An 18662-nucleotide genomic window follows, 5' to 3' on the forward strand; every position below is an offset into this window, starting at 1 on the left:
ATGTGGCTGTTTGCTCACCGCTTGCGGCGTTCGGCGGCCAAAAGCGCAAGGGCCACGCCGCCCAGAATGCCGATCGAAGCGAGCGCGAGCCGCAACGTAATCGTTTCGCCTATGATGAGGACACCGCCGGCCGCGGCAATTGCGGGAACCGTCAATTGCACCGTCGAGGCCTGAACCCGCGAGAGTGCGGGCAGCGCCGTGTACCAGACAGCGTAGCCCAGCCCCGAGGCGATGGCGCCGGACGCTATGGCGTAGGCGACCCCGGTCGGTGCAACGGGCGTCGTCCAAAGCCCGATGCCCACCAGACCAGCGGCAATGGGCGCGCAGCGCACGAAATTGCCCGTGGTATCGGCGAGTGGCGAGCGCGATCCGCGGCCGATCAGCGAATAGACGGCCCAGGATGCCCCGGCCAGTGCCATCAGGACGGTGCCGAACGGATGGGGTGCCGTCAGCCCCGGAGAAACCAGATACACCAGGGATGCAACCGCCAGTCCGATCCCGGTCCATTCGATTGCTCCGGGCCGGTCGCCCTTGATGATGGCCCAGCCGAGCATGCTCATCTGAACGCTGGCAAACAGGATAAGCGCGCCCAGGCCGGCACCGAGCATGAGGTAGGCAACCGAGAACGCGATGGCGTAGCCCAACAATGCGGCAGCGCCGGCCCAACTGCCGCCCATCCTGCGGGCGCCAGCCGTTCCGGGTCCCCAAAACAGCAGGAAGTAAAGCAGCATGGCGCCGGCGAGCAGCCGGATGCCCGTGTAGCTTGCCGCATCGATTGCGCCGTCTGACAGCGCAAGGCGGGCAAGAACGGAATTGGCCGCAAAGGCCAGCATGGCGGTGCCCGTCAATATGATGATGCGCATGCCAATCTCTCCACCCGTTTTGCCATGCTAGCGGCAAACGGGGCGAACCGCCATCGATCATCAAAACGTTGCGATGAGACAAAACGAGCCATTGCGCACCGTCCGCACGCCGTTACAAGTCCCCCATCGGTTTTCGGGAGCGGAAATGTTCGGATTTGAATTGCCTGTGGTGTTCGGTGCCGGGATACTGAGTTTTCTCAGCCCGTGCGTTCTGCCGCTGGTTCCGGCCTATCTCACCTATATGTCGGGGGCGACCTTCGAGCGGTTGCGCGAAGAGGGTGTCGCGGGCGGGCGGCTTTATGGCCGGACGCTGGTGACGGCACTGGCTTTCGTTCTGGGCTTTTCGCTGATCTTTATCGCGTTCGGCGCGACGGCGACGTTTTTCGGACAGGCTTTGCGCCGCGCGCTTCCCATCCTGATGCCACTTGCGGGCATTGTCATCGTCGTCGTGGGCCTGCACTTTCTCGGCATCTTCCGGATTTCGTGGCTATATCGGCAGTTCCGCATGGAAGGCCCGAAAATGGCCAGTGGGCCATTGGGGGGATTCCTTCTCGGGCTGGCGTTCGCCATCGGGTGGACGCCATGTATCGGGCCGATCCTCGCCGCCATCCTGACCGTTGCCGCCAACCAGCAGACCGCTTGGGAAGGTGCCGCGCTGCTCGCTGTCTATTCGGCGGGACTGGGAGTGCCGTTCATTCTTGCGGCCCTGGCGCTCGGGCCGTTCCTGTCTTTCTTCGACGGGTTCAAAAAGCATCTGGGTACCGTCGAGAAGGTGATGGGAGCCTTGCTGGTCCTGGTCGGCATTCTCTTTCTTACGGGCAATTTCACGCGATTGGCCTTCTGGCTGCAGGCCAATTTCGAAGGCCTGAGCAAATTCGGCTAGGCTTCGCTTAACCATAGCCATAGACAAATTTGGCTAGTGCCGATTTTGGCGCAACACGACGCGATCACGAAACCGCGAGTTTACCCCTTGGGTCCAATGTCCTGTCTGGATCAATTGGGGGATCAGCAGCAATGTCGGCACTTTCTGCCATGGTGAACGCAGCGCCGGAGTCGGTTTCGGCGCGTGCATCTGTCAGCGTGCACCAGAGGATCGAAGACGTGGCCGATGCCTGGCAGCGGCTGGAAAATGCCCACTGCACCCTGGCTTCGCAGAAATACGGGCTGATCAGCACATGGATAGAGGCGGGCGCGCTCGGGAGTGCCGATTGCGTGTTTATCGTCATCTCGCTGGCGGGCGTGCCGGTCGCCTTGCTGCCGTTGATGCGAAAGCGCGCCTATGGGCTCCGTGTCGCGAGTTGGTTCACCGGGGATCATCTGGGATCTTACGCGCCGCTGATCGATCTTGAACGGTGGCGGACCGTCGCCGAGGGCGAACAGGTTCGCCTGTGGCGGCAGGGGTTTTCGTTGCTCGCCGATTGCGATCTGGTTCATCTCCCCGATATGCCCGCCTCGCTTGCTCAGGCGAGCGGATTGAGCGCCGCGCTCGGCGGCCGGGTACTTGCCGATTGCATACACATTTCGCGCTATGACGATTGGGCGTCGTGCGATGCCGAGCGCCGCGACAAGCGCCGCCGCAAGGTCGACCGCCAGCAGGGCAGCAAGCTGGCCGGGCGAGGCGAGGTGAATTTTGAGATCGTTACCGCCGGCGCGGAAGCGGACGGAATTATCGATACGATGTTTGCCCACAGGGCCGAACGGTTCAAGGTCCAGGGCATCCGCGACCCGTTCCGCCACGGCCCGGTCAAGGCATTCTACAAGCACGCCATGCAGAGCGCCGACGGCATTCTGCATGTGTTGCGCCTCGACGGCCAAGTGATCGCCGTGCGCTACAACATCGAAGCGGGCGGGGGGCTTTATTCGCTCATCACCTCCATGCATCCGTCTCCGGACATGCAGTTTGGCTCCCCGGGCAAGCAGAATCTGCTGCACGCCATGCAGGCAAGTTTTGACGGCGGTTATCGGTTCATCGACATGGGCAAGGGCGAAAGCGACGAAAAACGCCTCTGGTGCAATGAAAAACAGCCGCTCATGGCGTTCGCCCATGCGCTGACCCCGACCGGACGTCTTGCGGCGGCGGGTCTGGCGGCCGGCGAGAGGGCAAAGGGCGCGATCAAGACCCATCCGGCGCTGTTCGACATGTATCGCAAGCTGCGCAGCCGCATGGGCGGCCGGGTGCAGACCGCAAGGACATGATGGTGTGCCTGGGTCGCGTTGGCTCGGTGAATCCGAAAGTCGCGATAAAGAACTGAAGTTAAAAGAGCTTCATGCCGCGTAACGAGGTGTGGGTCGATTTGCCGACGATGATGTGGTCATGCACGGTGATGCCCAGCGGCTTGGCGATATCGGCGATCTGACGGGTCATCTGGACGTCAGCTGACGACGGCGCAGGGTCGCCCGACGGGTGGTTGTGCACAAGGATAAGCGCGGTGGCCGAAAGCTCCAGAGTGCGCTTGATGACTTCGCGCGGATAGACCGGCGTGTGGTCGACCGTTCCGATCTGCTGCACCTCGTCGGCGATCAGCTTGTTCTTTTTGTCCAGAAACAGGATGCGGAACTGTTCGACCGTTTCGTATGACATCGAGGCCTTGCAGTAATCGATGACCTCGGTCCACGAGCCCAGGATCGGGCGGTCGTGTACGGCATCCCTGCCGATGCGCTGGGCGGCGGCGAGGATGACCTTGAGATCGGTGATCGCTGTGGGCCCCAGTCCGTCGATTTCCTCGAGCAAATGCGGCGGGGCGCCAATCGCTTCGGAAAAGCTGCCAAAGCGCTTGAGCATGGCCTTGGCAATGGGCTTGGTGTCGCGGCGAGGCAGGAGCCGGAACAGCAAGAGCTCGAGCAGTTCATAATCCTGCAGTGCCGCTGAGCCGCCTTTGGTAAAGCGTTCGCGCAGCCGGTCGCGATGCCCGTGATAATCGGGCGCCGCTTCGGCCAATCCATTCGTGTCGCTTGCCCCCGGTTTCGACGTCATGGATCGTTGCGGGCCTCCAGGGGATTGAACAGACCACGCGGCGAGAGCGTGAAAATCTCGTTTCCGGTTTCGGTTATGCCGATCGAATGCTCGCACTGGGCCGAAAGCGTGCGGTCGCGGGTGACGGAGGTCCAGCCATCGTTGAGGATTTTGACCTGCGGCCGGCCGAGATTGATCATCGGCTCGATGGTAAAGATCATGCCCGGTTTGAGTTCGACCCCGGTGCCGGGATTGCCGAAATGCATGATGTTGGGTTCATCGTGGAACAGGCGGCCCAGCCCGTGGCCGACGAAATCGCGCACCACGCTGGCCCGCTCGCCTTCGGCATAGCGCTGGATGGCGGCGCCGATGTCGCCGGTGGTGTTGCCCGGCTTGGCCGCTTCGATGCCCAGTCGCAGGCTTTCATAGGTGATCTCGATCAGCCGCTCTGCCTTGCGGGAAATTTCACCCACCGGATACATGCGGCTCGAATCGCCGTGCCAGCCATCGACGATCAGGGTGACGTCGATATTGACGATATCGCCCTCGCGCAGCGGCTTTTCGCCCGGCATGCCGTGGCAGACGACGTGGTTGATCGAGGTGCAGGTGGAATAGCGGTAGCCGCGATAGTTGAGCGTCGCCGGCGCGGCGCCGTTGTCGCGGGCAAACTCATAAACGAAGCGGTCGAGCTTTGCAGTCGGAACGCCCGGTTCGACCATGGGAACGATAAGATCGAGCACTTCGGCGGTCAGCGCGCCGGCCTTGCGCATGCCGGCGAAGCCCTCCTCGCCGTGCAGCGGGATGACACCGGGCATGCGTTTCTTCTTGGCCGCCGCTTCGACGTAGGTGGTCATTGTGGTCTCCTGTTGGAGGCAAGGTAATCGGCTCACTCGCGTATGGGAAGAGGGTCTCCGAGGGTGATCGCGTCTGCCGTTATATCGGTGGCGTAGCACAGGGCCTCAACCCCTGCCGCGCGCGCCTCGCCGAACGCTCTGGCATAAGCCTTGTCGATATCGGCGGCGAGGGTGAACTGAGTGCAATCGCCGCGCTGGACGAGATAAAGCATCACCGCGCGGTGGCCTTCCCCGACCATGCGCGCCAGATCGGCCAGGTGACGCGCTCCGCGCGTGGTTACCGAATCGGGAAATTCGGCCAGCCCCGCTGCGCGCACCAGATGGACGTTTTTGACCTCGAGATAGCAGTCGGGCAGCCCTTGGCCGGTCAGAAGGAAGTCGATGCGGCTTTTTTCGGCGTATTTCACTTCAGGCCTTATGCCGTCATAGGCGGCCAGCTCGGGAATGGCGCGGGCACGCAAGGCTTCGCCGACGATGCGGTTGGGGTGGGCGGTGTTGATGCCCACAATGCCGGTGGGCAGTTCGACCAGTTCGAGAGAATGGGCCAGCTTGCGTTTCGGATCGTCCGATTTGGAGAGCCAGACGGGCAGGCCGGGCATGGCGAGCCCGGTCATGGCGCCGGGATTGGCGCAATGGGCGGTAACGATATCACCGGCTTCGAGCGTAACGTCGGCAAGGAAGCGCTTGTAGCGCCTGATCAGCGTGCCGCGGGTCAAAGGCCCTGAAAAGTGCATAAACTCACCAGAATTGCTTGATTTCCCGGACCGGGAAGGGCATCCATGACGCTCCGTTTAGAGCATTGAACCCATGAATGAAACAGCAGTCACTGCCGGCCTGATCGTTATCGGGGATGAAATCCTTTCGGGACGGACAAAGGACGTCAACATCGCAACCACGGCGCAGTTCTGCACCGATCTGGGGATCGAGTTGCGGGAAGTGCGGATCGTTTCCGACGACACCGATGCGATCATCGAAGCCGTCAACGCGCTGCGCGCCCGCTGCACATATGTCTTTACGACCGGTGGGATCGGGCCGACCCATGACGATATCACCGCCGATGCCATAGCAAAGGCGTTCGGGGTCGACTTGCCGATCAACCAGGAAGCGCGGGCCATGCTCGAAGCGCGCTGGGCCGAAAGCGGCACACCCGCGACGCCGGCCCGGCTGCGGATGGCACGCATTCCAGTCGGGGCCGATCTGATCGTCAATGCCGTTTCGGCCGCTCCGGGTTTCCGCATCGGCAATGTGCATGTGATGGCGGGCGTGCCCAAGATCATGCAGGCCATGCTCGAATCGATCGCGCCGACGCTTGAAGGCGGCCGCAAGGTGGAAAGCCGGACGGTGCCGGCCGCCGTGGGAGAGGGCGCCGTTGGCGACCCCTTGGGCGAAATCCAGTCGCGCTATGACGACGTCAAGATCGGGTCCTATCCGCAGATGGGCAATACCCATGTGATGACCTATCTCGTGTTACGCAGCCACGATATTGAACGGCTCGAACAGGCGACAGCCGAGGTGCAGGCGCTGGTCGATCGCCTTCACGCCGAAAAGAACATCGTTTTGCCCAAGGAACCTTACGCATGACCCCGCAGAACAAATCCTTCCCGGTTTCCTGGGATCAGTTTCACCGTGATTCCCGTGCGCTGGCGTGGCGGCTGACGAGCGAAGGGCCGTTCCATTCGATCGTCGCGATCACCCGCGGCGGGCTGGTGCCGGCGGCGATCATCGCGCGCGAACTCAACATTCGGGTGATCGAGAGCGTCTCGGTCAAATCCTACGATCATCAGAGCCAGGGCAAGATCACGGTGCTCAAGGCAATCAATTCCGATCTGATCGCGGCCGATGCGTCGGGCGAAAAACTGCTCATCATCGACGATCTGGTCGACACCGGCGCGACGGCCCGCGCGGTGCGCGACATGCTGCCCAACGCCCATTTCGCCACGGTCTATGCCAAGCCGCAGGGCCGCGATATGGTCGACAGCTTTATCACCGAGGTCAGCCAGGACACATGGATTTTCTTCCCATGGGATCTGGACTTCACCTACGCCGCCCCCATTGCAGGCGGCACTGACTGATGCTGATCAAGCTCGAGGTTCTCGAGAAGATAAAGTCGGGCGAGATCACGCTTCAGTTCCGCCGCTGGCGGCGGCGCACGGTCAAGGCGGGTGGTACACTCAAGACGAAGGTCGGGGTTTTGCAGATCGGCAGTATCACACCGATCAGGCCCGACGATGTCGGTGATGCGGACGCCCGCCGTGCCGGTTTCCGTGACAGCGCCGAATTTCTCCAATGGCTCGATACAATGAAGCCTGGAGAATTGGACCGGATCGAGGTCGGGTACAAGGGCGAATAAACGCCCTCGCGCTCAGTCCACGATCTCGATCGAGAGCGCCAGAAGGTCGATGACCTGTCCGGTGCCGGCGGGATCGGGCAGAATGCCGACAAAGTCCCCTTTGCCCTGCTCGATTTCCCTGACCGCATAACGGAACATGGCCGGGCCGTCGCCCGCAGTTACCTGGCGCCAGCCGCTGTTTCCGACTTCGTGTGTGGAATAGGCAACTTCGATATCGGCACTCGTACCCTCGACGGGGGCGGCAAGAATATGGACACGTATGTCATTGCCGCTTGCGGCCTGTTCAACCTCATCGGGCAAGCGGAACGCTATGCCGCCTGTCTTGCCGCTCGAATGGGGATCCTCGACGCTGCCGGAGAGGCGGAGAGCGTCGTCGCGCCGTTCGACGGTGAACCCTCTGGGAACCGTGCGATCGGGAAGATCGCTCCACGCAAAGACGTAGGCGCCGGGCAGGTCGGGTCTTTCACCGGTCGATTCCGCAGCCGGTGCGGCGGGCGCTTCGGCTGCCGGTTCTGCAATGGGGTCAGCTGTTTCTTCGGGGGCTGGTTCAACACCGGATTCATCTGGTGTTTCGGCCGTCGGTTGAGCCGGCAGTTCGACTGGCTCCTGGGTAGCCTCGGTTTCCTCCGATTCGGGACCGCCGGGCAAAGAGATCACAGTGCCTATGGACAACTGGTCGCAATCGCCCTCAAGCACATCGGCATTCGCCTCGCACAAGGCGGGCCAGAGGCGGCCGTTGCCCAGTTCACGGGCTGCAATGGACGAAAGGGTATCGCCGGATTGAACGGTGACGGTGGCAGCGGTGGCCGGAAAAGCGGCCGCGAGAAACCCCAGAAAAACCAGCCCCTGCTTGGTCGTGATCGGCATTACGAACCTTCCTATCGCAAGTGAGAAACAGCACCAATAGGGTACAGTTGTTGCACTTTTTCGAAGGGATTTGAACAGATTGCCGGAACAGCAGAATTGCGTGTCGTGCAGACCTTTCCAAAATTCGTCCCGCAACCTATAGGTTTGTGCTGCGCGGGCGTGGTGGAATGGTAGACACACAGGACTTAAAATCCTGAGGAGGTATCTCCGTGCGGGTTCGAGTCCCGCCGCCCGCACCAGTTCTGCAAAACAATGGGCAGGACCCGGCGTTTACCGACGGGCCGGCGGCCTATTTGGTGCTTTTTTGCGCGGTATCGGCCTTGCCGGTTTTCCGGCTGGCCTTGAGTTTATCCAGCAAGGCGCGCTTGGCGTCATTGGACGCTTTGCGGCGGTCGGCATGATCTGGAAGTTTGAAGTTCATTTCGTGCGCTCTTTTGCGGTGCCGCCCAAATAAATGGCCCGGCCAGGAGGTGGAATCTCCGACCGGGCCAAGCCTTCAATCGGCGAAGATCGAAGGGAGGCGAACAGTTAGAGCAGGGCGCCACGCAACGCAAGATTTATCGCGGGCTGGCCTCATTGACAGGGCGAAAACAGTGTCGCCTCGGTTCCGCGATCGGGCCAGACAATCGCGATCTGTTCGCCGGCCTGGGCGAAGCTGATCGGCTCCTGGATGGTTTCGCCCTCCGATTGGCACGCCAACTGCGCGGTGGCACCGCCTTCGGGCGTGGTCTCGATTTGCGTCATGTCGCAGATATTCTCGCGACCCTCGAACCGGGATTCGGTGATCGTGATCGGAAAACCGTCGGTCTGGTCCGTGCACCAGACCGGATCGGCGGCCCACTGGCCGACATAGAACGGTGCAGGTTCGGGCGAGGGCTCGGCTGCCGCTTCGGAATCGCTGGCTTCCGCGTCGGCCTGGGGCGCTTCGCTCTCTGAACATGCAGCCAATGTTGCGGTGAGTGCCAGAGCGCACAATGTGATGAGATGGCCTCGCATGATGGTCCTCCGAAACCTGGTTGCCAGTTCGCGATGCTGACACAAAATCGGCCGCCCCGCGAGCGCGGAACGGCCGACCGGGAGGAGGTCTGCACCAAAAATCCAGGCGGAAAGGGAGGGCCGCCAGGACCGTGTTCGGAACCTACTGGGCCGCGGGCGCTTCCATGGGGGCATCGGTCATCGGTGCTTCCATGGTGTTGGCCGGTGCTTCGGTGGCCGGCATCAGCGCCGCGAATTCTTCGGCCGAGAGCGATCCGTCGGTGTCAGTATCGAGCATGGCAAAGCTTTCAGCGGTCAGGTCTGGAATCGCGACCTGCAACTCTTCCATGCTGATAACGCCATCGGCGTTGGCATCGAGCGAATTGAAATCGAGGGCCTGTGCGAATGCGCCGCCGGTTGCGGAAAGGCCAATAAGCGTCGCAAGGGAAAGAACTGTCTTATTCATGGCTTTGTGCTCCATGTGATGTGGTCCGGACGGGGCCGGCCATTCATTCAAAAATCGCTCGGCAGGTGCCGGGCGTCGATTCCGCTGATCGCGAAACCGTGAGCACATCGTGAGCAGGCGCAGTGGCGGGGGTTGGACCTCGCTGCGGCTATGCAGTGGAGTTTGTTGGGATTTTTTGTGTCGGACCGGGCGCACTGTGGCGAGAATTCGATCACGAAAACGGAGCGAAAGCCCCGATTTGTCGGCTCAACGCGGCCTGGGTGGTAAGCCAATCTGGGCGGCGGGTTCCGGTCTTGCCTTACTCGTTAAGCTGCGGCGCTTGCCCGGACCATGGGTTCGGGTTCGGCAATCGAGAGCGTGCACATGGGCTGGGTCAGCATTTCACGCAGCATCATCAGGCCACGGGTCCAGCGCGCAAGGGCGACGGGGTCGGATGGCGGGACGTTGCCGGAGCGTGCATGGGAAACCACGGCTGCTGCCTCGGCCACGGGCAGGGCCATGACGTTGCAATAAAGCGTGTGCGCGTCGACGTGCGGATTGATCGCAGACTCGACTTTTTCGTCGTGGAAAGCCCAGACCAGCATGAGCGTCAGTTCGTTTCGAGTCAGCAGTTTCATGCCCATTTCCCATTCTGGAAAACCGTTGTCGAGCAAAGCTACACCCGCTTGGACCGTCAGATGGTAAACAACGGGCGCCTCGGGGCGGCAGATTGAAGATGTTGTAAATCGGCGGTTTCGGGGAAAGATAAAATTGCACGAATCGGCAGTGCGTTGCTGCCCCGAAGCCAAAATGAAAAAGGCCGCCTTTGGGGGGACGGCCTTTTGTCGTTCTGGGTCGGGAGCCTTCAGTCGGCGCCCTTTGCCAGGGTTCGTGGTGTCACGAAGCGCTTCTGGTAGAAGAACAGTCCGACGGCGACGGCGAGGCCGAACAGATCGGTGTACCAGGTGCCCTCGATCATCGAGAGCGCGGCGATGAGCAGCACGATGCGCAGAACGATGCCGATGGGCCCGAAATAATACCCCTGCACCGAGGCTGAGAGCAGATACATGCCGAGCAGGGCCGTCGCCACCACGCGCGCGATGTCGATCCATTCGCCCTGCATGAGCAGTTCATGGCTGTAAAAGAACATGAACGGCACGATGAAGGCGGCCAGGCCGATCTTGAACGCTTCGACCGAAGTCTTCATGGGATCGGACCCCGACAGTCCCGCACCGGCATAGGCGGCCAGTGCCACGGGCGGGGTGATCGCCGACATCACAGCGTAATAGAAGACAAAGAAGTGGGCGACGAGCACCGGAATGCCCAGCTGGATGAGACCCGGTGCAACCACCGCGGCGGCCACAGCGTAAGCTGCAGTGGTGGGCATGCCCATGCCGAGAATGATCGAGATGCACATGGCAAAGAACAGCGCAACGAGCTGGTTCTGCTCGGCGATGCCAAGCAGCAGCGAGGAGAACCGCGCCCCGACCCCGGTGAGGGCGATCACGCCGACGATAATTCCGGCAGCGGCACAGACCGCAACGAGCTGGATACTCATCTTGGCGCCGAGTTCGAGCGCCTTGAGCACGGCAGTGGGTCCCATGCGATAGGGCGTGAGCCAGGACACCACGGCTGCCGAAGCCATGGCGACGGTGCCGGCGCGGATCACCGAATAGCCGGCAAACAGAGTGTAGATGAGGATGATGATGGGCAGAAACAGGAAGATCTGCTTGGCCAGCACCCGGAACTTGGGCAACTCGGACTTGGGCAGACCCTTCATGCCGAGCTTTGTGGCCTGAATGTCGATCATGAAATAAACCGACACGAAATAGAGCAGGGCCGGGATGATCGCGGCGACGACGATCTCGGTATAGGGAATGCCGGTCACTTCGGCCATGATGAAGGCGCCGGCGCCCATGATCGGGGGCAGGATCTGGCCGCCCGAGGAGGCTGTGGCTTCGATGGCCGCCGCGCTCTTGGCCGGATAGCCGACCTTTTTCATCAGCGGAATGGTCAGCGAGCCCGTGGCCACCACGTTGCCGGCCGAGGTGCCGTTGATCATGCCCATCAGGCCCGAGGCGAACACGGCCACCTTGGCCGGGCCACCACGCAGATTGCCGGCCGCTGCAAAGGCGAAGTTGACGAAGTAGTCGCCGACCCTGGAGGCCTGCAGGAACGCGGCAAAGACGATGAACAGGATGATGTAGGTCGAAGACACCGCAATCGGATCGCCCAGAATGCCCTGGTCGGTGAAGATGTAGGTGAAGAAGCGCTCGGCGGTGTAGCCGCGATGGGTGAGAAACCCTGGAAGCCAGGGGCCGACGAATGAATAGGCGATGAAAACGCCGGCAATGATGACCAGCGCCAGACCGGCCACGCGGCGGGTCAATTCGAGAATCAGGATGACGCCGACCAGTGCCGCATAGAAATCGGCGGTCTGGGCCATGCCCGTGCCGGCCCGCAAACGAAGGGCGCCGACGTTGAAGATGATATAGCCGAACATGGCGAGCGCGGCGATACCCAGCAGCCAGTCGGCGGGATGGACACGTTCGCGGTTGCGGTCGGAAAACAGCCAGCCGGCGGCGACCGCGGCAATCGTGCCGATCAGCAGCGGCAGGCCGTACGTGGTGAACACGAAGGCGTCGGGCAGGGGCGCAAAGCCGAACCAGCGGCCCGCCCAGGCGTAGCCGACCATGACGGCGCCATAGAGGACACCGGCAGCACCAACAGCGATCAGCCCCCATTCGATAGGGCTGCGGTTGCGGGCCACGACGGGTGCGTCGGGATTGAGGGTCAGCGCCGAATAGGTGAGAAAGCCGATGAACAGGCCGCCGGTCACATGGACCATGCGGTAGGTCCACGGTTCGAGCGGGGAGATGTTCATCACATAAATGTGGAAGATCGTATAGGCGATGGCCATGATGGTGACCGCCAGACCCACCCTGCCTGCAAGGCTGCGCTGGTTGGTGGCGAGGGGCTCCTCGTCGGTCCCCTGTGCGATCATCGGACCGGCGTCGCTGGCCGGTGCGGCATTGTCCTGAGACATTGAACTTTCCTCCCGCGGGCTGCTGGTGCCCCGGACAGCGCATGAGCATGCGCCGCAATTGGTTTTCCTGCAAACAGGCGGATGGCGGTAAAAACCGTCATCCGCCGCGATTGCCTTTCAGAATGGCTGGCGTCAGCCGCGCAACTCGTCAGGGATTTCGATGCCGACTTCATCAAAGTACCGCACGGCGCCCGGATGGAACGGCATGAAGGTATTCTTGTCGACATTGTCGATGATTGTTTCGGCGGCAGCCGAGTGGATCTGCACCATGCGCTCGGTGTTTTCCATCACCAGCTTGGTGATTTCGTACGCCAGGCTTTCAGGCATGGAATCGCTTGCGATGGCAAAGTTCCACATGGCGACCGTCGGGCTTTCGTCGGGGAAGCCTTCATAGAGACCGCCCGGAGCGTCGAACGCGGCCATTTCAGGCATTTGCGTAAGAATCTGGCCACGCTGTTCTTCGGTGAAGCCGAAAATCCTGACGTCGTTCTCGGCAGCGATCTGAGCGAAGGCTGCAATCGGCACGCCGGCGGCGAACGCAAAGGCGTCGATCAGGCCGTCCTTGACCTGGCTGACAGCGTCATTGGCGCCCGAATAGGAAATCTCGGGCGAGACGCCCAGGATCTCGAAATAGCGGGGCCAGTAAGTGGCAGCCGTACCGCCGGCAGGACCGACAGAAACGCGCTTGCCGTCAAAATCGGCAACCGATTCGATGCCCGAGGAGGCCAGCGTCACGACCTGGAAGGGGGTCTGATACATCGGGAACAGGGCGCGCAGGCTCTTGTGCTCGACGCCGGGTGCGAGTTCTGAAACGCCGGTCCAGGCTTCATATGCCGGGCCCATGGTGACAAGGCCCATCAGGTGGTCACCGGTTTCGACAAGTGTCGAGTTCTGTACCGGGCCGCCGGTCACTTCGCCCGAAGCGTTGACGCCGAGTTCCTGAGTGATCAGGCCGCCGAGGCCGGTGCCATAGATGAAGTAGGTGCCGCCCTGGCTGGCAGTGCCGATGGTCATGCTCGAGGGCCAATCGGACCGGTCATCCTGGGCAATGGCCGGAGATGCGGCGAGCAGGGTCGCTGCCGCAAAAGCGGCAAGAGTGGTAAAACGCATTGCGTTCCTCCCGTGGGTTTACCTCTTTGGGTTCATTCCTGACCGGGCGCGTAACGTCCTCCGCATCGCCCGGCGGTGGCCCATGAGGGGCGCAATGGCCGGCGCGGCGCAAGCGGATCGAGACCGCTTGCCATAGTTTTTTCATATTTTTGGAGGTGCGTGGGTGGAAACGGTAACATCGGCCCCATCCGGTGTGTGGATTCCCCCACAAGCGCACCCGAATTCAGTCGGCCTCGGCCTCGCTGGGCAGATAACGGCTGCGCTCCAGCCCGTATTTCTGCATCTTTTCGTAAAGCGATTTGCGCGACAGCCCCAGCGATTCATAAACGGGCTTGAGGCTGCCTGCATGGGCGATCAGCGCGCTTTCTATGACGCCGCGCTCGAAATCGGCGACCCGCTCGGCCAGCCGGGAGTCGCCTTCCACCGCGCCATTGTGGCTGACCGTTTCAATGAACGGCAGGCCAAGATCGAGGATGTAGCGGTCGGCCGCATTGCGCAGTTCGCGCACATTGCCGGGCCAGTGGCGCTCGCTGAGTGCTGTCAGGACCTGCGGCGGCACGGTGGTCGGCTCGCGCCGGTAGCGGGCTGCCGCTTCGGTCAGAAGCTGCAGGAAGAGCAGGGGAATATCCTCGCGCCGCTCCGACAGCGGAGGAATTTCCAGCGTTATGACATTGAGCCGGTAAAGCAGGTCGGCCCGGAACGTTCCTTCCGCCACATTGGCTTCGAGCGGGGTTTTCGAGGTTGCGACAAACCGCACATCGAGCGGCAGGCCATCATTTGAGCCCAGCCGGGTTATGGTGCGCTCCTGGATGACGCGGAGCAGCTTGCCCTGGACGTCCATGGGCATCGAGCCGATCTCGTCGAGCAGGATGGTGCCGCCCTGCGCCAGTTCGAACTTGCCGAACCGGGCCCGCATGGCGCCTGGAAAGGCGCCGACTTCGTGGCCGAACAGTTCGCTCTCGATCAGATTGGCGGGCAGCGCGGCGCAGTTGATCGCGACGTAGGGCTTGCTCGAGCGGTGGGAGAGATCGTGCAGGGCACGGGCCGTCACCTCCTTGCCCGATCCCGTATCGCCGACGATCAACACGTCGGTGTCGGTCGGGCCGATGGTTCGCAGCTTGCGGCGCAACTCCACCATGGGGTTGGAGCGGCCCAAAAGCCGCTGTTCGAGATCATCGCTCTGGCCGGCTGCAGCGCGAAGGACCCGGTTTTCCAACACCAGCTTGCGGTATTCGAGGGCGCGGGCGGCGATCTCGGCCAACTGGCTGGTCACGAACGGCTTTTCGATGAAATCATAGGCGCCTTCGCGCATGGCGCGGACTGCCAGTTGGACGTCGCCATGGCCGGTGATCAGGATCACCGGTATGTCGCGGTCGAGTTCGTGCAGCCTGTTCATCAATGTCAGGCCGTCCGGGCCCGGCATGCGGATATCGGTGATGACGATGCCTTTAAAGCCAAACCCGGCGAAATGGGTGGCCTGTTCGGCCGAAGCGAAATCGATGACCTCGAAGCCGGCCAGTTCCAGGGCCTGGGCGGTCGAATGACGCAATTCGTTTTCGTCGTCGACGAGGATGATCTTTGCGCCGCTCATTGTGCGGCCTCGGCAAACCCCGATTGGATGCTTTGGAGTTCGATGGTGAACAATGCGCCGCCTTCGGGATGGTTTTCCACGCGCAATTCGCCTCCGAAGTCCTTGATGATGTTGTAGGAAATCGAAAGCCCGAGCCCCAGCCCCTTGCCGACTCCCTTGGTGGAAAAGAACGGGTCGAAGATCCGCTCGGCAAGGCTCGAAGCGATGCCCGGCCCGTGGTCGCGGATCGCGACGGCGACCCGGTTTTCCTCTCGCCGCGCAGTCAGTTCAATGCGGCGGTCGGTTCCGGTTTCGGCGGCGTCGATGGCATTGGTGAGAATGTTGACCAGAACCTGCTGGAGGCGAACCGGACCGCCAATGACCGTCAGCGGTTCTTGTTCGATGTCGACGATCAGGTCCACGCCAGTCGATTTCACCCGCCAGTTTATCAGTTCGATCGTATCGCCGATCACCAGATCGAGCGGCACATTTGTCAGCTTTTGCTTGGGCTTGCGGGCGAAATTGCGCAGGTGGCCCGAGATGGAATTCATGCGGTCGATCAGCCCCGAAATGCGCCCCACATTGGCGCGCGCGTCTTCGATCCGTCCACGATCGATCAGGACCAGCGCGTTGTCGGCATAGTTGCGGGCGGCCGAGAGCGGCTGGTTGAATTCGTGCGACAGGGCGGCCGACATCTGACCCAGAGCGGCGAGTTTGCCAGCCTGAATCAGGTCCGATTGGGTCTTGCGCAACATCTGTTCGGTCACCCGGCGCTCGGCCACTTCTTCTTCGAGCTTGATATTGACGCTGGCGAGTTCGGCCGTGCGCTCGGTGACGCGGCGCTCGAGCATTTCCTTGGCCTCGCGTTGCAGGTGCATGCGCTCGCGCAAGCGGGCCCGTCGCTGGGCGTAGATTGCACCGGCCAATGTGCCCAGCGCGATGGCGAGGAGGGCGATGATGGTGGTCGTGAGCGCCTGGGCACGGGCCGAGGCGGTGTCGAGCATGACGCTGACCGTCCAGTCGGCCTCGGGCATGGATTCGGAGACCACAAGATATTCGCTGGCCGTCGCCTCGCGCTCGATGCTGAGCAGGCGATGGCGCGCGTCTCCGGTTTCGCGGAACGGCAGCTCGACGAGTTCGGCGTTGGCATAGCGCCGGGTTTCGGCGGTGCGGGCTAACCGGTCGGCGGTCAGCGGCAGCATGGAATTGTAGAGCAGGTCGGCCCGACTCGACATGAAGATGATGCCCTCGGGGTCGGTCACCACGATGAGATAGTCGCCGCCGCGCCAGGTCTCTTCGATCGAATCGACGTCAACCTTGACCGCCACGACACCCTTGAACTGGCCATCGACCAGAACCGGTGCGCCGAAATAATAGCCGCGCTTGAACGATGTGGTGCCAAGAGCAAAGAAGCGGCCTTCGCCCCCTTCGATTGCGTCGTAGAAATAGGGGCGATACTGGAAATTCTCGCCCACGAAAGGCGTATCGCTGTCGTAATTGGAGGCGACGATTGTCGTTCCGTCTTCGCCCATCACGTAGATGTCGGAGGATTCGAACTGGGTATTGATCTGCTTGAGATAGGTGTTGACGTCGGCAACGAGGTCCTGATTGCCGGGATCGGCGAGCACGGCCTTGATGTCATCAAAATCGGCAATAACCCTGGGCAGGCTTTCGTAGCGCTCCATGTGGCCACGCAACACGGCGACCGCGAGACGCAGGGTGTTGTTGCCGCGCGCATTGGCTTCGTCGAAATAGAGCCGGTTGGCGTAGCCGCTGCCCCACAAGGCCACCGCCGCCATGGCGAACACGGCAAAGCCAGCCGCCGCAATCCAGCGGCGTGGCATTGGCCGGTGAAGCGGCGCGCTTATGGTTTGAGCAAGGGTCATGGCGCCATAGTAATGGCGAGATGAACTTTTCGAAACAATTTCTTGGACTGGGGGTTCTCCCCATTCCGCTTATCGACTTGAAAGGTTGAACTTATGGCGTTTGGACGATGGACACGAAGGATTGCGGCTGGACTGTTGTTTGGAACAATGGCCGGCCCGCTTGCCGCCCAAACGCCCGAGCCACCGATCTGGGTTATCGAGGACGACAATTCGACCGTCTATATGATTGGCACCGTGCACATGATGCGCGACGGCGTGGATTGGGAAAGCCCGCAACTGGCCGACATTCTCGATGCGGCCGACAACGTCTGGCTCGAACTCGCCAGTTTCGAACCTCCGGAAAACCTGTTCGGGCTCATAATGGAATCGGGCATGTCGCCTGACCGTCCGCTGTCTTCATTGCTTGATGACGAGGAAATGGCAGGGCTTGAAACCATTCTCGATGAGCATGGGGTGCCGCTCGACAGTTTCGATGACTTGCGCCCCTGGTACGCCTATTTGCAGATTTCGAGCCTGATGCTGGTCGATGCCGGGTTCGATCCGCAGGGCGGCATCGACATGCACATCAAGGACCGGGCCGACCGGATGGGCATTCCAGTGATGGGGTTTGAAACCTTCGAGCAACAGTTCGAAACGCTTTCGGGCATGGACGAGTCCGTGCAACTGGACGTGCTGCGCCAGACCATAATCGAATATGAGGAAGCCAAGATCAGTCTGGTCGATGAACTGGAAAGCTGGATCGACGGCGATCTTTCCACTCTGGAGAGGGAAACTGCCGAAATCGCCGAGGAACTCGAAGGGTTCTACGATGTGCTGTTTACCGAGCGCAATCTCGGTTTTGCCGATGGTATCGAGGACATTCTCTCGGGCAAGGGGACATCTTTGGTGGCCGTCGGGCTGGGCCACTATGTCGGCCCGGATTCCATTCCCGAAATTCTGGAAGAACGCGGCTATACGGTCGAGCGGCGCTAGCCGAGTGCCGCAGCCGCTTCGTCGACGATCTCTTTGATCGACAGTGCCACGTCGATGGTTATGCCGTGCTCGTCGGGTCCGAACGGCTCGAGGGTCGCGAACTGGCTGTCGAGCAGGGCCGATGGCATGAAATGGCCCGGACGGTTGGCCTGGCGCTCGGCAATGACCGATTTGTCCCCATGCAGCAGCACGAAGGCGATCGGTTCCTCGGCCCGGTTTGTGAGGCAATCGCGATAGGACCGGCGCAGGGCCGAGCATGCGCAGACAACCCGCCCATTGGTGTCGGCGGTGTTGCGCATGGCGTCGGCAACGATCTCCAGCCACGGCCAGCGGTCTGAATCCTCGAGCGGGGTGCCGCCGCGCATCTTTTCGACATTGGCGCGCGGATGGAGATTGTCGGCGTCGATAAAGGGCACATCCAGCCGTTCGGCCAGCTCCTCCCCGATTGTCGACTTTCCGGCGCCCGAAACGCCCATGACGACGATGAGACGGGGTTTGCTGGAGGCAGGTGACGGCATGGCGATCCGGGTGTTGCTTGATGAGGTTTTCTTACCTGCCACGGTCCCGCCCGCGCTGCAATCGGTTGCAAGCCATTGATGCATCGGAGTGACAGCAGGGCGCGATGATGCACGCCGGAGGTTCGGCACAACTTGCCCCGGCTCCCGTCGAGGGCTAGAGACAAGGACTATAGAACTGGAACCAGGGGTCGCCCAACCGATGGACACGGCGTTCCAGGTCCTTATTTGGTCGCGCGGTCGAAGCGGAAAAGTC

Annotated in this window: 20 protein-coding genes and 1 tRNA gene; 7 read left to right on the forward strand and 14 right to left on the reverse strand. The window is 61.7% G+C overall.

Features of this window, described 5'->3' with window-relative positions:
• Positions 1-14 precede the first annotated feature (14 nt).
• Positions 15-863: a DMT family transporter gene (locus AACZ55_RS01820; protein WP_339642398.1), complete on the reverse strand. Its 849-nt coding sequence runs from the start codon at positions 861-863 to the stop codon at positions 15-17.
• Positions 864-1008: 145 nt separating this feature from the next.
• On the opposite strand from AACZ55_RS01820, the gene AACZ55_RS01825 reads away from it, so the two are divergent.
• Together AACZ55_RS01825 and AACZ55_RS01830 are read left to right on the forward strand one after the other, a co-directional pair.
• On the forward strand, positions 1009-1746 hold the full coding sequence (locus AACZ55_RS01825) for a cytochrome c biogenesis protein CcdA (protein ID WP_339642401.1): 738 nt from the start codon (positions 1009-1011) through the stop codon (positions 1744-1746).
• Between the two features lie 131 nt (positions 1747-1877).
• Positions 1878-3059 (forward strand): GNAT family N-acetyltransferase, encoded by a 1182-nt coding sequence (locus AACZ55_RS01830; protein ID WP_339642404.1) that lies wholly within the window; start codon positions 1878-1880, stop codon positions 3057-3059.
• A 58-nt stretch (positions 3060-3117) separates the two neighbouring features.
• On the opposite strand, the gene radC is transcribed toward AACZ55_RS01830, so the two are convergent.
• From radC to sfsA, 3 genes are read right to left on the reverse strand one after another with little or no spacing between them, the layout of a single operon-like run.
• Positions 3118-3837 carry a DNA repair protein RadC gene (gene radC / locus AACZ55_RS01835; RefSeq protein WP_338610219.1) on the reverse strand — a complete coding sequence of 240 codons (720 nt, stop codon included), beginning with the start codon at positions 3835-3837 and terminating at the stop codon, positions 3118-3120.
• Positions 3834-4670: a type I methionyl aminopeptidase gene (gene map, locus AACZ55_RS01840; RefSeq protein ID WP_339642407.1), complete on the reverse strand. Its 837-nt coding sequence runs from the start codon at positions 4668-4670 to the stop codon at positions 3834-3836. Before map ends, radC begins: the two co-directional genes overlap by 4 nt.
• A gap of 32 nt (positions 4671-4702) precedes the next feature.
• Positions 4703-5404, reverse strand: coding sequence for a DNA/RNA nuclease SfsA (sfsA, locus tag AACZ55_RS01845; RefSeq protein WP_339642410.1), 702 nt, complete (start codon positions 5402-5404; stop codon positions 4703-4705).
• 73 nt (positions 5405-5477) lie between these two features.
• On the opposite strand from sfsA, the gene AACZ55_RS01850 reads away from it, so the two are divergent.
• The 3 genes from AACZ55_RS01850 to AACZ55_RS01860 are packed head-to-tail and all read left to right on the forward strand — an operon-like array spanning position 5478 to position 7020.
• The gene (locus AACZ55_RS01850) at positions 5478-6251 is read left to right on the forward strand and encodes a molybdopterin-binding protein (RefSeq protein ID WP_339642413.1); all 774 of its coding nucleotides are present in this window, start codon (positions 5478-5480) and stop codon (positions 6249-6251) included.
• On the forward strand, positions 6248-6742 hold the full coding sequence (gene gpt / locus AACZ55_RS01855) for a xanthine phosphoribosyltransferase (RefSeq protein ID WP_338610227.1): 495 nt from the start codon (positions 6248-6250) through the stop codon (positions 6740-6742). The genes AACZ55_RS01850 and gpt overlap by 4 nt, the downstream gene beginning before the upstream one ends.
• Entirely contained in the window at positions 6742-7020 is a 279-nt protein-coding gene (locus AACZ55_RS01860; RefSeq protein ID WP_339642417.1) for a hypothetical protein, read from the forward strand. Before gpt ends, AACZ55_RS01860 begins: the two co-directional genes overlap by 1 nt.
• A 12-nt stretch (positions 7021-7032) precedes the next feature.
• Here AACZ55_RS01860 and AACZ55_RS01865 read toward each other — a convergent pair whose 3' ends face one another.
• Positions 7033-7887 (reverse strand): LysM peptidoglycan-binding domain-containing protein, encoded by an 855-nt coding sequence (locus AACZ55_RS01865; protein ID WP_339642420.1) that lies wholly within the window; start codon positions 7885-7887, stop codon positions 7033-7035.
• Between the two features lie 153 nt (positions 7888-8040).
• On the opposite strand from AACZ55_RS01865, the gene AACZ55_RS01870 reads away from it, so the two are divergent.
• Positions 8041-8126, forward strand: a tRNA-Leu gene (locus AACZ55_RS01870).
• Between the two features lie 50 nt (positions 8127-8176).
• On the opposite strand, the gene AACZ55_RS01875 is transcribed toward AACZ55_RS01870, so the two are convergent.
• The 8 genes from AACZ55_RS01875 to AACZ55_RS01910 form a co-directional block, all read right to left on the reverse strand.
• Positions 8177-8308, reverse strand: a complete 132-nt coding sequence (locus tag AACZ55_RS01875; protein WP_338610231.1) for a hypothetical protein — start codon at positions 8306-8308, stop codon at positions 8177-8179.
• A gap of 152 nt (positions 8309-8460) precedes the next feature.
• Positions 8461-8883 (reverse strand): hypothetical protein, encoded by a 423-nt coding sequence (locus AACZ55_RS01880; protein ID WP_339642424.1) that lies wholly within the window; start codon positions 8881-8883, stop codon positions 8461-8463.
• 142 nt (positions 8884-9025) lie between these two features.
• The gene (locus AACZ55_RS01885; RefSeq protein WP_338610234.1) at positions 9026-9328 is read right to left on the reverse strand and encodes an EF-hand domain-containing protein; all 303 of its coding nucleotides are present in this window, start codon (positions 9326-9328) and stop codon (positions 9026-9028) included.
• Positions 9329-9633: 305 nt separating this feature from the next.
• Positions 9634-9945 carry a hypothetical protein gene (locus AACZ55_RS01890; protein ID WP_338610236.1) on the reverse strand — a complete coding sequence of 104 codons (312 nt, stop codon included), beginning with the start codon at positions 9943-9945 and terminating at the stop codon, positions 9634-9636.
• 227 nt (positions 9946-10172) lie between these two features.
• A complete protein-coding gene (locus AACZ55_RS01895; protein ID WP_339642429.1) occupies positions 10173-12353 on the reverse strand; it encodes a TRAP transporter permease in 2181 nt (726 codons plus the stop codon).
• A 132-nt stretch (positions 12354-12485) separates the two neighbouring features.
• On the reverse strand, positions 12486-13463 hold the full coding sequence (locus AACZ55_RS01900; protein WP_338610240.1) for a TAXI family TRAP transporter solute-binding subunit: 978 nt from the start codon (positions 13461-13463) through the stop codon (positions 12486-12488).
• Positions 13464-13686: 223 nt separating this feature from the next.
• Positions 13687-15054 carry a sigma-54 dependent transcriptional regulator gene (locus tag AACZ55_RS01905; protein ID WP_338610241.1) on the reverse strand — a complete coding sequence of 456 codons (1368 nt, stop codon included), beginning with the start codon at positions 15052-15054 and terminating at the stop codon, positions 13687-13689.
• Entirely contained in the window at positions 15051-16919 is a 1869-nt protein-coding gene (locus AACZ55_RS01910; RefSeq protein WP_339642433.1) for an ATP-binding protein, read from the reverse strand. The genes AACZ55_RS01905 and AACZ55_RS01910 overlap by 4 nt, the downstream gene beginning before the upstream one ends.
• 147 nt (positions 16920-17066) lie before the next feature.
• Between AACZ55_RS01910 and AACZ55_RS01915 the strand changes: the two genes are divergently transcribed.
• Entirely contained in the window at positions 17067-17891 is an 825-nt protein-coding gene (locus tag AACZ55_RS01915) for a TraB/GumN family protein (RefSeq protein ID WP_339642436.1), read from the forward strand.
• On the opposite strand, the gene AACZ55_RS01920 is transcribed toward AACZ55_RS01915, so the two are convergent.
• Positions 17888-18409, reverse strand: coding sequence for a gluconokinase (locus AACZ55_RS01920; RefSeq protein ID WP_339642439.1), 522 nt, complete (start codon positions 18407-18409; stop codon positions 17888-17890). The genes AACZ55_RS01915 and AACZ55_RS01920 overlap by 4 nt on opposite strands.
• Between the last annotated feature and the right edge of the window lie 253 nt (positions 18410-18662).

This window comes from uncultured Pelagibacterium sp., assembly GCF_963972885.1.
Classification (GTDB): Bacteria; Pseudomonadota; Alphaproteobacteria; order Rhizobiales; family Devosiaceae; genus Pelagibacterium; species Pelagibacterium nitratireducens.

Coding starts and splice junctions, on each gene's coding strand:
- gpt (WP_338610227.1), top strand. CDS start 6,248: ATGACCCCGCAGAACAAATCCTTCCCGGTTTCCTGGGATCAGTTTCAC.
- AACZ55_RS01860 (WP_339642417.1), top strand. CDS start 6,742: ATGCTGATCAAGCTCGAGGTTCTCGAGAAGATAAAGTCGGGCGAGATC.
- AACZ55_RS01875 (WP_338610231.1), bottom strand. CDS start 8,308: ATGAACTTCAAACTTCCAGATCATGCCGACCGCCGCAAAGCGTCCAAT.
- AACZ55_RS01890 (WP_338610236.1), bottom strand. CDS start 9,945: ATGAAACTGCTGACTCGAAACGAACTGACGCTCATGCTGGTCTGGGCT.
- AACZ55_RS01895 (WP_339642429.1), bottom strand. CDS start 12,353: ATGTCTCAGGACAATGCCGCACCGGCCAGCGACGCCGGTCCGATGATC.
- AACZ55_RS01920 (WP_339642439.1), bottom strand. CDS start 18,409: ATGCCGTCACCTGCCTCCAGCAAACCCCGTCTCATCGTCGTCATGGGC.
- AACZ55_RS01825 (WP_339642401.1), top strand. CDS start 1,009: ATGTTCGGATTTGAATTGCCTGTGGTGTTCGGTGCCGGGATACTGAGT.
- AACZ55_RS01880 (WP_339642424.1), bottom strand. CDS start 8,883: ATGCGAGGCCATCTCATCACATTGTGCGCTCTGGCACTCACCGCAACA.
- AACZ55_RS01830 (WP_339642404.1), top strand. CDS start 1,878: ATGTCGGCACTTTCTGCCATGGTGAACGCAGCGCCGGAGTCGGTTTCG.
- AACZ55_RS01850 (WP_339642413.1), top strand. CDS start 5,478: ATGAATGAAACAGCAGTCACTGCCGGCCTGATCGTTATCGGGGATGAA.
- AACZ55_RS01885 (WP_338610234.1), bottom strand. CDS start 9,328: ATGAATAAGACAGTTCTTTCCCTTGCGACGCTTATTGGCCTTTCCGCA.
- AACZ55_RS01905 (WP_338610241.1), bottom strand. CDS start 15,054: ATGAGCGGCGCAAAGATCATCCTCGTCGACGACGAAAACGAATTGCGT.
- AACZ55_RS01820 (WP_339642398.1), bottom strand. CDS start 863: ATGCGCATCATCATATTGACGGGCACCGCCATGCTGGCCTTTGCGGCC.
- AACZ55_RS01915 (WP_339642436.1), top strand. CDS start 17,067: ATGGCCGGCCCGCTTGCCGCCCAAACGCCCGAGCCACCGATCTGGGTT.
- AACZ55_RS01910 (WP_339642433.1), bottom strand. CDS start 16,919: ATGACCCTTGCTCAAACCATAAGCGCGCCGCTTCACCGGCCAATGCCA.
- map (WP_339642407.1), bottom strand. CDS start 4,670: ATGACCACCTACGTCGAAGCGGCGGCCAAGAAGAAACGCATGCCCGGT.
- radC (WP_338610219.1), bottom strand. CDS start 3,837: ATGACGTCGAAACCGGGGGCAAGCGACACGAATGGATTGGCCGAAGCG.
- sfsA (WP_339642410.1), bottom strand. CDS start 5,404: ATGCACTTTTCAGGGCCTTTGACCCGCGGCACGCTGATCAGGCGCTAC.
- AACZ55_RS01900 (WP_338610240.1), bottom strand. CDS start 13,463: ATGCGTTTTACCACTCTTGCCGCTTTTGCGGCAGCGACCCTGCTCGCC.
- AACZ55_RS01865 (WP_339642420.1), bottom strand. CDS start 7,887: ATGCCGATCACGACCAAGCAGGGGCTGGTTTTTCTGGGGTTTCTCGCG.